12 protein-coding genes are annotated in these 15562 nt (G+C 71.6%); 10 read left to right on the plus strand and 2 right to left on the minus strand.

Features of this window, described 5'->3' with window-relative positions; genetic code table 11:
- Positions 1-4: 4 nt before the first annotated feature.
- The 3 genes from gatA to gatB are packed head-to-tail and all read left to right on the plus strand — an operon-like array spanning position 5 to position 3265.
- Complete coding sequence (gatA, locus tag CP975_RS25185; RefSeq protein ID WP_150477372.1) at positions 5-1498, plus strand: Asp-tRNA(Asn)/Glu-tRNA(Gln) amidotransferase subunit GatA; 1494 nt, start codon at positions 5-7, stop codon at positions 1496-1498.
- On the plus strand, positions 1495-1734 hold the full coding sequence (locus CP975_RS25190; protein ID WP_055529628.1) for a hypothetical protein: 240 nt from the start codon (positions 1495-1497) through the stop codon (positions 1732-1734). The genes gatA and CP975_RS25190 overlap by 4 nt, the downstream gene beginning before the upstream one ends.
- A gap of 16 nt (positions 1735-1750) precedes the next feature.
- Positions 1751-3265, plus strand: a complete 1515-nt coding sequence (gene gatB, locus CP975_RS25195; RefSeq protein ID WP_150477373.1) for an Asp-tRNA(Asn)/Glu-tRNA(Gln) amidotransferase subunit GatB — start codon at positions 1751-1753, stop codon at positions 3263-3265.
- An 81-nt stretch (positions 3266-3346) separates the two neighbouring features.
- On the opposite strand, the gene CP975_RS25200 is transcribed toward gatB, so the two are convergent.
- The gene (locus tag CP975_RS25200; RefSeq protein WP_246201624.1) at positions 3347-4528 is read right to left on the minus strand and encodes an SMI1/KNR4 family protein; all 1182 of its coding nucleotides are present in this window, start codon (positions 4526-4528) and stop codon (positions 3347-3349) included.
- Between the two features lie 216 nt (positions 4529-4744).
- On the opposite strand from CP975_RS25200, the gene CP975_RS25205 reads away from it, so the two are divergent.
- From CP975_RS25205 to CP975_RS25235, 7 genes are all read left to right on the plus strand, one after another.
- Positions 4745-6889, plus strand: a complete 2145-nt coding sequence (locus CP975_RS25205; RefSeq protein WP_055529630.1) for a phosphocholine-specific phospholipase C — start codon at positions 4745-4747, stop codon at positions 6887-6889.
- Positions 6890-7105: 216 nt separating this feature from the next.
- Positions 7106-9382, plus strand: coding sequence for an MMPL family transporter (locus CP975_RS25210; protein ID WP_055529631.1), 2277 nt, complete (start codon positions 7106-7108; stop codon positions 9380-9382).
- Complete coding sequence (locus CP975_RS25215) at positions 9351-9908, plus strand: GNAT family N-acetyltransferase (RefSeq protein WP_055529632.1); 558 nt, start codon at positions 9351-9353, stop codon at positions 9906-9908. Before CP975_RS25210 ends, CP975_RS25215 begins: the two co-directional genes overlap by 32 nt.
- Before the next feature lie 35 nt (positions 9909-9943).
- Positions 9944-10528, plus strand: a complete 585-nt coding sequence (locus CP975_RS25220) for a hypothetical protein (protein ID WP_055529633.1) — start codon at positions 9944-9946, stop codon at positions 10526-10528.
- A 134-nt stretch (positions 10529-10662) separates the two neighbouring features.
- Positions 10663-10944, plus strand: coding sequence for a hypothetical protein (locus CP975_RS35925; RefSeq protein WP_246201626.1), 282 nt, complete (start codon positions 10663-10665; stop codon positions 10942-10944).
- Positions 10945-11011: 67 nt separating this feature from the next.
- On the plus strand, positions 11012-14092 hold the full coding sequence (locus tag CP975_RS25230) for a helix-turn-helix transcriptional regulator (protein WP_055529638.1): 3081 nt from the start codon (positions 11012-11014) through the stop codon (positions 14090-14092).
- 80 nt (positions 14093-14172) lie between these two features.
- Positions 14173-14382 (plus strand): DUF6191 domain-containing protein, encoded by a 210-nt coding sequence (locus CP975_RS25235; protein ID WP_055529640.1) that lies wholly within the window; start codon positions 14173-14175, stop codon positions 14380-14382.
- 1 nt (position 14383) lies between these two features.
- Here the strand turns inward: CP975_RS25235 and CP975_RS25240 are convergent, their stop codons facing one another.
- Positions 14384-15550, minus strand: coding sequence for a PQQ-dependent sugar dehydrogenase (locus CP975_RS25240; RefSeq protein WP_150477970.1), 1167 nt, complete (start codon positions 15548-15550; stop codon positions 14384-14386).
- Positions 15551-15562 lie beyond the last annotated feature (12 nt).

The following is a 15562-nucleotide window of genomic DNA, read 5'->3' on the forward strand; positions in this document are numbered from 1 at the left end:
GAACATGACGGACATCATCAAGCTCACCGCCGCCGAGATCGCGTCGAAAATCGCCTCCGGCGAGCTGACGGCCGTCGAGGTCACCGAGGCCCACCTGGCCCGCATCGACGCCGTCGACGAGAAGGTGCACGCCTTCCTGTACGTCGACCGCGAGGGCGCCCTCGCGCAGGCCCGCGCCGTCGACGAGAAGCGCGCCAGGGGCGAGAAGCTCGGCCCGCTGGCCGGCGTTCCCGTCGCGCTCAAGGACATCTTCACCACCGAGGGCATCCCGACCACGGTCGGCTCCAAGATCCTCGAGGGCTGGATCCCGCCGTACGACGCGACCGTCACCAAGCGGCTGAAGGCCGCCGACGTCGTCATCCTCGGCAAGACCAACATGGACGAGTTCGCCATGGGGTCCTCCACCGAGAACAGCGCCTTCGGCCCCACCGGCAACCCCTGGGACCTCACCCGCATCCCCGGCGGCTCCGGTGGCGGTTCCGCCGCCGCCCTCGCCGCCTACGAGGCGCCCCTGACCCTCGGCACGGACACCGGCGGCTCCATCCGCCAGCCCGCGGCCGTCACCGGCACGGTCGGCGTCAAGCCCACCTACGGCGGCGTCTCCCGCTACGGCATGGTGGCCTTCTCCAGCTCCCTGGACCAGGGCGGCCCCTGCGCCCGCACCGTCCTCGACGCCGCGCTGCTGCACGAGGCCATCGCCGGCCACGACGAGCTGGACTCGACGTCCATCGACGCCCCGGTCCCGCCGGTCGTCGAGGCCGCGCGCAACGGATCCGTCCAGGGCATGCGCGTAGGCGTCGTCAAGCAGTTCCGCGGAGAGGGCTACCAGGCCGGTGTCGTCCAGCGCTTCGACGAGTCCGTCGAGCTGCTCAAGTCGCTCGGCGCCGAGATCGTCGAGCTGGACTGCCCGACGTTCGACCTGGCACTGTCCGCGTACTACCTGATCGCGCCGTCCGAGTGCTCCTCGAACCTCGCCCGGTTCGACGCCATGCGCTACGGCCTGCGCGTCGGCGACGACGGTACGAAGTCCGCCGAGGACGTCACCGCGCTCACCCGCGAGGCCGGCTTCGGCGACGAGGTCAAGCGCCGCGTCATTCTCGGCACGTACGCGCTCAGCTCCGGCTACTACGACGCGTACTACGGAAGCGCCCAGAAGGTCCGCACGCTCATCACCCGTGAGTTCGAGGCGGCCTTCGAGCAGGTCGACGTGATCGTCTCCCCGACGACCCCGACCACCGCCTTCCCGATCGGGGAGCGCGCCGACGACCCGATGGCGATGTACCTGGCCGACCTGTGCACCATCCCGTCCAACCTGGCGGGCAACTCCGCCATGTCGCTGCCCTGCGGCCTCGCGCCGGAGGACGGCCTGCCCGTCGGACTGCAGATCATCGCCCCCGCCATGAAGGACGACCGCCTGTACAAGGTGGGTGCCGCCGTCGAGGCCGCCTTCGTGGAAAAGTGGGGGCACCCGCTGCTCGAGGAGGCACCGTCGCTGTGAGCGCTCTGAACAAGGCCAAGGGCTTCAAGAAGTCCAAGACCGGTACGTATCTGTCGATCGGCACCACCGCGTTCGGCGCGGTCTCCGTGCTCAAGCAGGCCAGGAAGGCCCGCTACGAACACGACACGCTCCGCCTCGTGGACGCCGTCGTCTCCGCTGCCGCCATCGCCACCGGTGTCGCGCTGCTCCTGCGGGAGCTCAAGCGCCTCGGCGACGACGACGTCCTGCTGGGCTGAGAGGGAAAGTTTCACCGTGACTGTCACTACCGACCTGGTGTCGTACGAGGATGCCCTCGCGACGTACGACCCCGTCATGGGCCTTGAGGTCCATGTCGAGCTGGGCACCAAGACCAAGATGTTCTGCGGCTGCTCGACCACGCTCAAGCAGGGTGCGAACAGCCAGACCTGCCCGACCTGCCTCGGCCTGCCCGGCGCGCTGCCGGTCGTGAACGAGATCGGCGTCGAGTCCGCCATCAAGATCGGTCTCGCGCTGCACTGCGAGATCGCCGAGTGGTGCCGCTTCGCCCGGAAGAACTACTTCTATCCGGACATGCCGAAGAACTTCCAGACCTCCCAGTACGACGAGCCGATCGCCTTCAACGGCTATCTGGACGTCCAGCTGGAGGACGGCGAGGTCTTCCGCGTGGAGATCGAGCGCGCCCACATGGAGGAGGACACCGGCAAGTCCACGCACGTGGGCGGCGCGACGGGCCGTATCCACGGCGCCTCGCACTCGCTCCTGGACTACAACCGCGCCGGCATCCCGCTCATCGAGATCGTCACCAAGCCGATCGAGGGCGCGGGCGAGCGCGCCCCCGAGGTCGCCAAGGCGTACGTCGCCGAACTGCGCGAGCTGATCAAGGCGCTCGGCGTCTCCGAGGCCCGCATGGACAAGGGCCAGATGCGCTGCGACGTGAACCTCTCCCTGCGCCCCAAGGGCCAGGAGAAGTTCGGCACGCGCAGCGAGACGAAGAACGTGAACTCGCTGCGTTCCGTGGAGCGCGCGGCGCGCTTCGAGATCCAGCGCCACGCGGCGGTGCTCTCCTCGGGCGGCACGATCATCCAGGAGACCCGTCACTTCCACGAGGAGGACGGCTCCACGACCTCCGGCCGCATCAAGGACAACGCCGAGGACTACCGGTACTTCCCGGAGCCCGACCTCGTCCCCGTCGCCCCGTCCCGCGAGTGGGTCGAGGAACTGCGCGCCGGACTCCCGGAGCTGCCGCGGCTGCGCCGCAACCGGCTCCGCGAGGAGTGGGGCATCTCCGAGCACGACATGCAGTCGATCCTCAACGCCGACGCCATCGGCCCGATCGTCGCCACCGTCAACGCGGGCGCGGACGCCGCGTCGGCCCGCAAGTGGTGGATGGGCGAGCTGGCCCGCCACGCCAACGAGCAGGGCGTGGAGCTGGGCGCACTGCCGATCACACCGGAGCACGTCGCCCGCGTCACCGAGCTGGTCGCCTCCGGTGACCTGAACGACAAGCTGGCCCGCCAGGTCATCGAGGGCGTTCTGAAGGGCGAGGGCACGCCGGACGAGGTCGTCGAGAAGCGCGGCCTGAAGGTCGTCTCGGACGAGGGCGCCCTTACGGCCGCCGTCGACGAGGCCATCGCCGGCAACGCCGCCATCGCCGAGAAGATCCGCGGCGGCAAGGTCGCGGCGGTCGGCGCCCTGGTCGGCGCGGTCATGAAGGCCACCCGCGGCCAGGCCGACGCGGCCCGCGTCAAGGAACTCATCCTGGAGAAGCTGGGCGTCAGCGAGGGCTGAGCCTCGCCATCGTCCGCGTGAGGGGGCGGCGCACCCGGCAGGGGCGCCGCCCCCTCACCCGTACCCGAAGGCCCGCCGGGGTCACCCGGTGCCGCGCGGCCCGAAGGGTTCGAAGAACATGTACTCCAAAGGGTCCTGGTCCGCGCGCAGCCCGGGGAAGCCGGCGGTGGCCGGGCCGTCGCCGCGCAGCCAGGCGAGCAGCGTCTCGGTGAAGTTCCCCGGCAGCGGCGGGCCTTGGTCGCAGTGGCGCGGATGGACGGCGGCGCGCCACTCGTCGGGCTCACCCTCGGCGCACCAGCCGATCACGTCCCCGTCGATGGTCGAGGCGAAAGGCAGGAAGCCGCCGGGCTCGGGCCAGGCGGGCATGGGGTAGTACTCGGGGTGCGCCTCGCGCAGGTCGCGGTAGCCCTCCAGCATCTCCTCGGCGTCGGCCGCGAGCCCGAAGCGGCCGTCCAGGTCCAGCGGCGCGGGCATGTCCAGCCACCAGCTCCAGTTCCCCGCGCCGTACCGCTCGGTGAGGGCCATGAAGTCCGTGGGCAGCCGGGTGCCGAGCCGGGCGAAGACCTGCTCCCAGGTCCCCTCGCCCAGGTGCGGGGCGAGCGGCGGGGGTATCAGCGCGGTGACCGCCGCCAGGCCCTCGCCCTCGGTGAGCGCGGCGTGCTGGCGGGCGTCCACATACGTACCCCGGGGCGGCGGGGTCCAGGGGCCGGCACCGGTCAGCGGCGCCCAGGTGCGGACGGCCGCGCCGTCTCGGGCAGCCGCACTGCCGCGGACGGCCGCCGACAGCACGTCCAGCAACGGGGCCTCGTACGACACCCACGGCTCGGCCTCGCCGACGGCGATGGACGTGGTCAGAAGCACCACCGGCCACGCGTCCGGGTCCTTCGAGACCGAGGTGTCCCAGAACAGGTGGTCGCCGCCCGCCGTCGTGGCGAGGGCGAGGAGGCCGCCCTCCTCGGGCAGGAAGCGGCGCCGCTGCCGGGTGAACATGCCCGGCCGGATCGCGGAGTGACGGTGGGTCTCGACCACCCAGGCCCCGTAGTCATACCGCCCGTCCGCGCTGACGCACGGCGTGTGCAGGCGGATGGCCGCGGCGCCGTCACCCACCTCGACCGGGCCGTACGCCGACACCAGCGCCTTGTAGTCAGCCGGGAGCGGGACTTCGAGCCAGGCTTCCACCGCGGCCCAGTCGACGGCGGGCGCGGCGTCCGGCGGCGACCCCACCAGGTCCGTGAAGGCGGCGATGCGCGCGGTGATCTCCATGCCTCCGAGGATGGCACCCACCACTGACAACGCCCTCCTGACGGAGGTGCCGAGGCCGCGCCAACACCCGCGCGGACGGGACCTTTTGGACGTTCACCCCGACTTTGACCCTCGGCCTTCACAAGGAAACCGGACGTCACTAGCGTCCCCGCGGAACAGGTCAATGGATCACCAGAGGACCATTGGCTGTCGGCCAGGACTACTGGGAGGTCGTACGTGACTCCGGAGATTTCGCGCAGACGCCTGATGGCGATCGGCGGCGGCGCGCTCGGCGCGGCCGCCGCCGGTTCCTTCCTGCCGCCCTCGCTGAGGGAGGCGCTCGCGCACGAACCGCCGCGCGGCAGCGGTCTCGACTCGATCGAGCACGTCGTGATCCTGATGCAGGAGAACCGCTCCTTCGACCACTACTTCGGCTCCCTGCGCGGGGTACGCGGCTTCGGTGACCGCAACGCCATCCGGCTGCCCGGCGGCACGTCGGTGTTCGAGCAGCCCGGCGGCCCGCGCACCGTCCTGCCCTTCCCCGTCCGCGAGGCCGCGAAGACCCAGAAGAAGGACCTCCAGTACATCGGCGACCTGGACCACTCCTGGAGCGGCGGGGCCAAGGCCTGGCGCGACGGCTGGATGGACGGCTGGATCACCGCCAAGACGGCGGCCACGATGGCGTACTACACGCGCGAGGACATCCCGCTGCACTACGAACTCGCCGACACCTTCACCGTCTGCGACGCCTACCACTCCTCCATCCACACCTCCACCAGCCCCAACCGCAACCACCTGTGGAGCGGGAGGACGGGCTACGAGGCGAACGGCAAGCGGGCCGTCGGCAACGACGCGTACGCCGAGGGCACCCACCCCGGCTACGGCTGGGGCACGTACGCCGAGCGCCTGGAGAAGGCGGGCGTGAGCTGGCGGACGTACACGGAGTGGGAGAACTTCACCGACAACCAGATCGAGTTCTTCACCACCTTCAAGGCCATCGCCCGCAAGGCCCTGGTCAGGACCGGCCTCACCTTCATGGAGGCCTTCTACGCCAAGGTGCGCGACGCCAGGGACGAGACCGAGCGCGCGAAGCTGCTCGCCACCCTGGAAGAGGGCGTCGCCACGCTGGACAAGCGCGAGCGGTCCCTGTTCGAACGCGGTCTGCGGCGCGTGCCGACCGGCAGGCTCGCCGAGGAGTTCGCCAAGGACGTCGCGGGCGGCAAGCTGGCGAAGGTCACCTATCTGGTGCCGTCCGCGCTGGACTCCGAACACCCCGGCGTCTCCTCGCCGATCCACAGCGCGACCATCGTCTACAGGATCCTCGACGCCCTCGCCTCCCACCCCGAGGTGTGGCGCCGTACCGCCGTCTTCATCAACTACGACGAGAACGACGGCTTCTTCGACCACGTTCCGCCGCCCGTGCCCGGTGGCGACTTTGCCGAGGAGCGGGAGGAGCGCTGGGAAGGCAGGCCGACCGGGCTCGGTGTGCGCGTGCCGATGCTCGTCGTCTCGCCGTGGACCGTCGGCGGCTACGTCTGCTCCGAGGTCTTCGACCACACCTCCGTCGTGCGCTTCCTGGAGAAGTGGACCGGCGTCAAGGAGCCCAACATCAGCGCCTGGCGCCGCAAGGTCACCGGCGACCTCACCGGCGCCTTCGACTTCCGGCGCGCCCACCGGCAGCCGGACGTCGAGCGGCCGGGCCCGATCCCGGCGTTCAGTGGACGCTGGAAGCCCCAGCCGCCCCTGAAGCAGTCCATGCCGGTCCAGGAGCCGGGCGTCCGGCGTGCCCGCCCGCTGCCGTACCAGCCCGACGCGGACGTACGCCCCGCCGAGGACGGCACGCTCACGGTGCGGCTGCGCAACGGCGGCAGCTCCAGCGCGCACTTCGCGCTCTACCCCTACGCCGGCGAGTTCCCGGTGCCCCAGCACCAGGACGTCGTGCGCAAGGGCTCCTGGACCGTGCCGGTGCCGGGTGACACGTACGCGTTCACCGTCACGGGGCCGAACGGTTTCCGGCGCGAGTTCGCGGGCGGCATGGCAGGCGGCGGAGGCAAGGGCGGCACGGCGGGCGAGGGCGGCAGGGACGGCGGCGCGCGGCTCGCCTCCGCGATCACCCGCCGCGAGATCCACCTCACCCTGGCCAGTCGCGGCCGCGCGGATCTGGTCTTCACGGTCAAGCCGCTCGGATACGTGGACGAGGAGGACATCCGGCGCCGGACGCGGACCGTCCGCGTCCGGGCGGGCAGCAGCCGTACCGTCGCCTGGCGGACCGACGACGAGCACGGCTGGTACGACATCGAGGTCACCACCGACCGCGACACCGCCTTCCGGCGCCGCCTCATGGGCCACATAGAGAACGGACGCGCGAGCGTCTCGGGCTGACGCGACGCACGCGCGGGTGCGCGGAGGTTCCCCGGGGGACTTCCGCGCACACCTTGTGCCCTTGTGAGTATGGCCACGAAAGGGACTAAGGATCTCCAAGGGCTGTCAAGGTGTTTCTGGCGCTCATGTCGCCGCTCATGCGTTCTTTGCGGGCTGTTCAGTTGATTCACTGCTGTTCCCGATAAAGATCCACGAATCACCCCAGGGAGCCAGTACGTGGGAGCACTCGCACGGTGGTGCGTCAGGCACCGTCTTCTCGCCGTTCTGCTCTGGCTCCTCACGCTCGGCGCCGCCGCGACCGCCGCCACCGTCGCCGGATCCTCGTACTCGAACGACTACGAGGTCCCCGGCACCGAGTCCGGCCGCGCGACCCAGCTCCTGGACAAGGGGTTCCACGGCCTCGGCGGCGACAGCGACACCGTCGTCTGGCACACCGGCCCCGATGCCTCGGGCCGCGTCGCCTCCGTCCGCGCCGCCGACGTCGAGCAGACCATGTCCGAGACCCTGGACAAGCTCGCCGACCTGCCCGCCGTGGCCTCCGTGACCAGCCCGTACGACCGTGAGGGCGCGGAGCGGATCAGCCAGGACGGCCGCACGGCCTACGCCACCGTCACCTTCCGCGAGCAGGCCGACGACCTCGACAAGGCCGACGCCCAGCGGGTCGTCGACACCGCCAAGGCCGCCGAGTCCGAGGGCCTGGAGGTCGAACTCGGCGGCACCGCCATCGGGCTCACCGAGTCCAAGAGCGCGAAGGTCGCCGAGATCGTCGGGGTCGCCGTCGCCGCCGTCGTGCTCTTTCTTGCCTTCGGTTCGCTCGCCGCCTCGGCGCTGCCCATCGCCACCGCGCTGGTGTCCGTCGGCACCGCGTACGCGGGGATAGTGCTGCTCGGCCATGTGATGACCGTCGCCGACTTCGCTCCGATGCTGGGCACGCTGATCGGCCTCGGCGTCGGCATCGACTACGCGCTGTTCATCGTGACCCGGCACCGCAAGGGCCTCAAACGAGGCCTGCCCGTCGCCGAGGCCGCCGAGCGGGCGGTGGCCACCACCGGGCGCGCCGTCGTCTTCGCGGGCGCCACCGTCTGCATCGCCCTGCTCGGCATGCTCATCCTGCGGCTCAGCTTCCTCAACGGCGTCGCGATCGCCGCCTCGCTCACCGTGGTCCTCACCGTCGCCGCGTCCGTGACCCTGCTGCCCGCGCTCCTCTCCTGGATCGGGCCGCGCGCCCTCGGCCGCCGCGAACGCCGCAGGCTCGCCGAGCACGGGCCGCAGCCGGAGCTGCCGACCGGGCTCGCCGCCCGCTGGGCCGCTTTCGTCGAACGCCACCCGAAGCTCCTCGGCGGTATCGCGGTCCTCGTCATGGCCGTGCTCGCGCTGCCCGCGTTCGCCCTGCACCTGGGCACCTCCGACCAGGGAAACAACCCCGCGACCGCCACCACACGGCAGGCCTACGACCTGCTCGCCGACGGCTTCGGCCCTGGTGTCAACGGCCCCCTGACCCTGGTCAGCGAGGTCTACGGCGCGGGCGACCGCAACGCCCTCGACGACCTCGGCACGACACTGGAATCGACCGAGGGCGTCGCCTCCGTGACCCCGGTGACGTACGACGAGAACGGCCGCACCGCCTTCCTCACCGTCGTCCCCGACTCCTCCCCCCAGTCAGAGGCGACCAGTGACCTCGTCGACCGGCTGCGTGCGCACGTGCTGCCCGCGGCCGAGGCGGACAGCTCCCTGGACGTGGCGGTCGGCGGCGTCACCGCGAGCTACGACGACTTCGCGGAGATCATCGTCGGGAAGCTGCCGCTCTTCGTGGGCGTCGTCATCGGGCTCGGCTGCGTCCTCCTCCTGCTGGCCTTCCGCTCCATCGGCATCCCGCTCAAGGCCGCCGTGATGAACGTCGCCGCCGTCGCCTCCGCGTTCGGGATCGTCGTCGCGATCTTCCAGTGGGGCTGGGGGAGCGAGCTGCTAGGTCTCGGCAGGGCCGGGCCGATCGAGCCCTTCCTGCCCGTGATCATGGTGTCCGTCCTCTTCGGGCTCTCCATGGACTACCAGGTGTTCCTGGTCAGCAGGATGTACGAGGAGTGGCTGGAGACCGGCGACAACCGGCGGGCCGTGCGGGTCGGCCTGGCCGAGACCAGCCGCGTGATCAACTCCGCGGCCGTGATCATGATCTCGGTCTTCCTGGCCTTCGTCCTCAGCGGCGACCGTGTCATCGCGATGTTCGGCATCGCGCTCGCGGCGGCCGTCGCCCTCGACGCCTTCGTCCTGCGGACGCTGCTCGTGCCGGCCCTCATGCACATGCTCGGCGGCGCCAACTGGTGGCTGCCGCGGCGCCTGGACCGCGTGCTGCCGCGCATCAGCATCGAGCCGCCCGAAAGTCGCTCGAATCCGCGCGGCGGGCGTGCGAAGATCCCCGAGCGTCGGGACGAAGACGCGGACGCACAGGGGCTGAAGGAGCGGGATGTTCGCAATATCGCTGGCCGAGGGCGCTGAGCTGCGGCCGCTCGAGCCGTGGCAGGCGGCGGAGTTCATCGAGCACATCGACCGGGCGCGCGAGTACGCGGGGCCGTGGGTGCCCTTCACCGTGGACGTGAAGGACCTGGAGACGGCGCGCGGCTTCCTGCGGACGTACGCCGAGAAGGCGGCGGCCGACACCGGGCGCCTCTACGGCATCTGGCTGGACGGCACGCTCGTCGGCGGTGCCCTCTTCCGGATCTTCGACACCAGCTCCGACAGCTGCGAGCTGGGCGTCTGGCTGGAGCCGTCGGCCGCCGGGCGCGGGCTGGTGAACAGGGCCTCGCGGATCGTCATCGACTGGGCCGTCGAGCAGCGCGGCATGCACCGCGTGGAGTGGCTGGTCTCGTCCCGCAACGACCGCAGCAAGGCCGCCGCCCAGCGGCTCGGCTTCACCAGGGACGGCGTGCTGCGCGAGAGCTTCCCCTGGCAGGGGGTGCGGCACGACATGGAGGTGTGGTCCGTCCTCGCTCCGGAGTGGCGGGCGGCGCGGGACACGCGTTAAGAGAGCTCTCAGACTCCGTCCGTACGGTGCGGAGCATGGGTACTAAGACAGATGACGCGGCCGGTGCCAAGGGTGCCGCCGGGACCGAGGCCGAGGTCGAGGTCGAGACCGGTGAAGTGACCGAGGTCGAGATCGAGGAAGTGACCGAGGCCGACGAAGTGACCGACGCCGACGCCGAAACCGGCATCGATGCCGATGCCGAGGCCGTCGCGTCCGCCGGCTCCACCGGCGTCGGTCAGGGCGCCGCCGCCGTCGTCTCCGCCGCGCTCGGCGTGATCGGCCTCTCCGGCGGCTGGCTCGGCACGATCGCCGGGGCACGCGCGGACATCATGGGACGGCTGGAGACCAGGCAGTCCGCGAGCGTCTCCGACCAGCTCCAGGCCACGTACGGCGACTCCTGGCAGGCCACCGCGCTGATCGCCGGCATCTTCGCCCTCTCCGCGCTGGTCGTCGGCTTCGTGGTGCTGGTCAGGCCCGCGTTCGGCGCCCCCGGCAAGGACCAGGCGCCCTGGATCAAGTCCGTGGCGTGGGCGGGCGTCGCGCTCGGCGTGATCGGACTGATCCTCGCCGTGGCCAAGTACTCCGACCTGCTGCTCGGACTGCCGTCGGCACCTTCCTGAGGCACGTCTCAGCACGGCACGGCTGAGCCACTTCGTCCGTACGTAAGGCAGGGGCGGGTCAGGGGCTAAGGCCCCCGGTCCGCCCCTCGTCGTGTCTAAGGCCCCCTGCCGTTGGGAGATGCGGAACTCGCCCGATGCGGCGTACCCCCCTGGGAGACGAGAGTGAAGACATCGCAGAGAGCGACACCAGCGATGACCACCGCAACGCACCACCCAGACAAGCCGAGGGGTACGAGATGTTCGAGTACGAGATGTACCAGATGCGCGCCGCCGACCTCGCCCGGGAGGCCGACCGCCGCCGCCTGATCCGCGAGGCCCGCGGAAACCGCGCCGCCGCCCGCCGCTCCGGCCGCGACGAAGCCGAGGGGCGGGTGAGCGTGCCCCTGTGGAGGTCCCGCTTCACCCGGGCCGCCTGAGGTGAACGCGCCGGTGCCGGTGACCGCTCCGCGGATATCGGGTGCCGCATCGCGCGATCTCTGTGCGATGCTCGCGGGCGTGCAGACCAGGTCCGTCAGTCCCGTGTTCGTCGGCCGCTCCGACGAACTGGGCATTCTGAACGAAGCGCTCGCCCGTGCCACGGGAACCCCGCTCGAAGGAGCCGGGAGCCCGGGCACGGGTGAACCGCAGGCGTTGCTGCTCGGCGGCGAGGCGGGCGTCGGCAAGACGCGCCTCGTCGAGGAGTTCACCGAAGCCGCCGAGAAGCGGGGCGCCGTCGTCGCGCTCGGCGGCTGCGTGGAGATCGGAGCCGACGGCCTGCCGTTCGCCCCCTTCTCCACCGCCCTGCGCGCCCTGCGCCGCCAACTGCCCGACGAACTGGCCGCGGCCGCCGAGGGACAGGAGGAGGAACTCGCCCGGCTCCTGCCCGAACTGGCCGGCGCCGCCCCCCACCCGGGCGGACCCGGCGGCAGATCCGACGAGCAGGACATGGCACGGCTCTTCGAACTCACCGCCCGCCTCCTGGAGCGCCTCTCCCGCGAACGCACCGTCGTCGTCGCCCTGGAGGACCTGCACTGGGCGGACGCCTCCACCCGCCACCTCCTCGCCTATCTCTTCCGCACCCTGCGCGGCGGCCGCCTCGTCCTCCTCGCCACCTATCGCGCCGACGACATCCACCGCCGCCACCCGCTGCGGCCCCTGCTCGCCGAACTGGACCGGCTGCGCACCGTGCGACGCATCGAACTCGGCCGCTTCAGCAAGGACGAGGTCGCCCGCCAGATGGCCGGGATATTCGCCGCCGAACCCGAACAGTCCCTGGTGGACGACATATTCGACCGCTCCGACGGCAACGCCTTCTTCGTCGAGGAACTCGCCGTCGCCACCCACGGCGGCAGCTGCGCGGGCCTCACCGACTCCCTGCGCGACCTGCTCCTCGTCCGCGTCGAGGAACTGCCCGAGGACACCCAGCGGGTGGCGCGGATCGTCGCCGAGGGCGGCTCCACCGTCGAGTACGAACTGCTCGCCGAGGTCGCCGGGCTCGGCGAGGACGACCTGATCGAAGCCCTGCGGGCCGCCGTCGGCGCGAACATCCTGCTCGCCTCTCCCGAGGGCGACGGCTACCGCTTCCGGCACTCCCTGGTCCGCGAGGCCGTCAGCGACGACCTGCTGCCCGGCGAACGCTCCCGCATCAACCGCCGCTTCGCCGAGGCCCTGGAGGCCGACCCCGCACTCGTCACCGCCGACCAGCGCGCCGCCCGCCTCGCCACCTACTGGTACTACGCGCACGACGCGGCCAAGGCCCTGCCCGCCGTCCTCAGAGCCTCCGTCGAGGCTCGCCACCGGCACGCCTACGCCGAACAACTGCGCCTCCTCGAACGGGCGATGGAGCTGTGGGACGACGCCCCCGACAGCGTCCGCGCGGAACTGCGCCCCGCCGACTACGTGGAGGGCTACCCCGCCTGCGGCTGCGACCCCACCACCCCGCTGAGCTATCTGGACCTGATGGCAGAGGCCACCGTCGCCGGACGCCTGTGCGGGGAACGCGACCGAGCCCTGAAGAGCACCAAGCGCGCCCTGCGCCTCCTGGACGGCGAGAACGACCCCTTGCGCTCCGCCTGGTTCTGGGTCCAGCGCTCCCGCCTCGTCTCCACGCTCGGCCGCGGCGACGGCTGGGCCGAGATCGCCAAGGCCCAGGAGCTGATGCGCGGCCTGCCGCCCTCCGAGGTGCACGCGGACGTGCTCGTCTACCGCGCCTCCTGGGGCATGCTGCACGACCCCGGCCCGGAGACCATGGCCGCCGCCGAACGGGCCGTCGAGTTCGCCCGCATGGTCAAGGCCGACACCATCGAGCTGAACGCCCGGCTCACCCGCGGCAACCTCCTCATCGAAGCGGGCGACCCGGAAGCCGGCCTCGCCGAGATGTACGAGGTCAGGGACCGCGTCGTCGAGCAGGGCCTGGTCACCGACCTCGGCCGCGCCCACATCAACCTCCCTTCCGCCCTGGAAGGCGTCGGCCGCTCCGCCGAGTCCGTGAAGGTCGCGATGGAGGGCATCGAGTTCTGCCGCAAGTACGGCCTGGTGGACACCGAGGGCTGGATCTGGGCCAACGCCGCCGAAGCCCTCGTCTCCCTGGGCCGCTGGGACGAGGCCGCCGAGGCCGTCGCCCACACCCACCGCTGCGTGCACAGTTCCAAGCCCCGGGGCTCCGCCGAGCAGTGCTCGGCACGCATGGCGCTCTTCCGCGGCGACCTCGACGCCGCGACCCGCCACCTCCAGGCCGCCCACCACCACTACGGCACCCATGACCCGCAGCCGCAGTACACGCTGCCGCTGGCCCGCATCGCCCTCGGTATCGCCGCGGCCGAGGGCCGCATCCTGGACGGCCGCGCCCAGGCCGAGGACCACCTCGCCTCCGGGCTCCCCTTCGGCACCTACAAGTACGGTTGGCCGCTGCTGCTCACCGCCGCCGCGATGGAGGCGGACGCCCGCGGCCTGCCCGCCGCCGAACAGGGCCGCCCCGCCGCCCTCGAACGCATCCGCGCGGTGACCAAGTCCCTCGCCACCCCGATACCGCTCTGGCGCGCCTACGACGAGTGGACCCGCGCCGAGCTGCTGCGTGCCGAGGGCCGCGACGGCCCCGCCGACTGGTCCGCCGTGCTCGCCGCCGTCGAACCCCTCGACCGGCCCTACGACCTCGCCCAGGTCCGCCTGCGCCTGGCCGAGGCCCTCCTCGCCTCGGACGGCACCGACCGCGACCGCGCCGCCCTCCTGCTGCGCCAGGCGGCACAGGAGGCCGAGCGGCTCGGCGCGCGGCCGCTCATCGACTCGATCACCGGGCTCGCCCAGCGGGCCCGGCTCACCCTGAACCCCGCCGAGGGCGCCCGCACCCCGGCCGCGCCGGCCGACCCCGTCGAAGCGCTCGGTCTGACCAGCCGGGAGCGGGACGTCCTGCGCCTGGTCGCGGTGGGCCGCAGCAACCGCCAGATCGCCGAGGAGCTGTTCATCTCCCCGAAGACGGCGAGCGTCCACGTCTCCAACATCCTCGCCAAGCTGTCCGTGACCGGCCGGGGCGAGGCCGCCGCCCTGGCCCACCGGCTGCGGCTCTTCCCACCCGCGAGCCGCGGCTGACCTGCGCCTCTTGACTCCCGGCCCGTTTCGCGGGCCCTCACTTACGCTTGACGGCAGGAACTCGGCTCCAGGGAGGCGCAGTGTTCAACGCGATAGAGGCTCTGTTCGCGCCGGGACGCAAGCACACCGATGACGAGCAGAAGCGTCTGGAGACGACCCGCGTCGACCTCGCCGACGGCGATCCCGGACGCGGTCCGATCGATCTGACGTCGGGCAAGGTGGTCGTACGCCCACCGGTCCCGGCACCCCGCACGGACGAGACGCCGGACTCCGACGAGGCCCGTGGCTGACCTACTTCACCTCCACCTCCAGGATCTTGTCGTCCCCCTTATCCGGCGTGCCCCGCGAGTCCGTCTCGTTCGTCACCAGCCACAGCTTGTCGCCGCCCGCCGCGAGCACCGTGCGCAGCCGGCCGTGGTCGCCCTTCAGGAACGACTGGGGTTCCGGCTCGCCCGTCACGCCCCGTACCGCGATGCGCCACAGCCGCTCGCCGCGCAGGCCCGCCATCCAGACCGAGCCCTCGGCGTAGGCGACACCGCTCGGTGAGGCCTGAGAGGTCTTCCACTGGGCGACCGGATCGCGGAAGCCCGCCTTGCCCGCCTTGCCCTCGGCCTCCGGCCAGCCGTAGTTCTCACCGGCCTTGATCTCGTTCAGCTCGTCCCAGGTGTCCTGGCCGAACTCCGAGGCCCACAGCCTCTTCTGCTCGTCCCAGGCCAGGCCCTGCACATTGCGGTGGCCCAGCGAATAGACGGGGGAGCCGTCGAAGGGGTTGTCGGGGGCGGGCTCCCCGTCCGGGGTCAGCCGCAGGATCTTGCCGCCCAGGGACTTCTTGTCCTGGGACAGATCCGTGTCGCCCGTCTCGCCCACGCCCGCGTACAGCATCTTGTCGGGGCCGAAGGCGATCCGGCCGCCGTTGTGGACCATGCCCTTGGGGATGCCCTTGAAGACCGTGTCCGGCGCGCCGAGCTGCTCACCGGACGGCTTCTTCTCGTCGTACAGCATGCGGGCGACGCGGTTGTCGGACTCCGTCGTGAAGTACGCGTACACCATGTGGTCCGAGGCGTACGAGGGGGAGAGCGCGAGGCCCATCAGACCGCCCTCGCCGCCGGGGGATACGCCGGGGACCTCGCCCAGCTCCGTCTTCTTGCCCGTCGTGCCGTCGACGCGGGTGATCGTGCCCTCGTCGCGGGAGGAGACCAGGAGGTCCCCGCCGGGCAGCGCGGCGAGACCCCAGGGGGACTTCAGGCCCGTGGCGAGGGTGCGGGTGACCTTCGCCGAGCCCGTTTCCGGTGGGGGTTCGGCGCCCGGCTTCCCGGTGGGGGACCCGCTCGGCCCCTCTCTTTTCGAGGCGCTCTTGCGGTTGTCGGGCTCGTCCCCGCCACCGGACGAACAGCCGGGGGCGAGGGCGAGGACGGCAGCGGTCAACACGGCCGTGACAGCAGGTCGTTGCACGATCAGGATCCCTTCGAC

The organism is Streptomyces alboniger (assembly GCF_008704395.1).
Lineage (GTDB): Bacteria > Actinomycetota > Actinomycetes > Streptomycetales > Streptomycetaceae > Streptomyces > Streptomyces alboniger.

What these genes read in the sequence shown, in the direction of transcription:
- CP975_RS25215 (WP_055529632.1), top strand. Translation starts at nt 9,351, where the DNA reads ATGTTCGCAATATCGCTGGCCGAGGGCGCTGAGCTGCGGCCGCTCGAG.
- CP975_RS25220 (WP_055529633.1), top strand. Translation starts at nt 9,944, where the DNA reads ATGGGTACTAAGACAGATGACGCGGCCGGTGCCAAGGGTGCCGCCGGG.
- CP975_RS25230 (WP_055529638.1), top strand. Translation starts at nt 11,012, where the DNA reads ATGCTCGCGGGCGTGCAGACCAGGTCCGTCAGTCCCGTGTTCGTCGGC.
- CP975_RS35925 (WP_246201626.1), top strand. Translation starts at nt 10,663, where the DNA reads ATGCGGCGTACCCCCCTGGGAGACGAGAGTGAAGACATCGCAGAGAGC.
- gatA (WP_150477372.1), top strand. Translation starts at nt 5, where the DNA reads ATGACGGACATCATCAAGCTCACCGCCGCCGAGATCGCGTCGAAAATC.
- CP975_RS25200 (WP_246201624.1), bottom strand. Translation starts at nt 4,528, where the DNA reads ATGGAGATCACCGCGCGCATCGCCGCCTTCACGGACCTGGTGGGGTCG.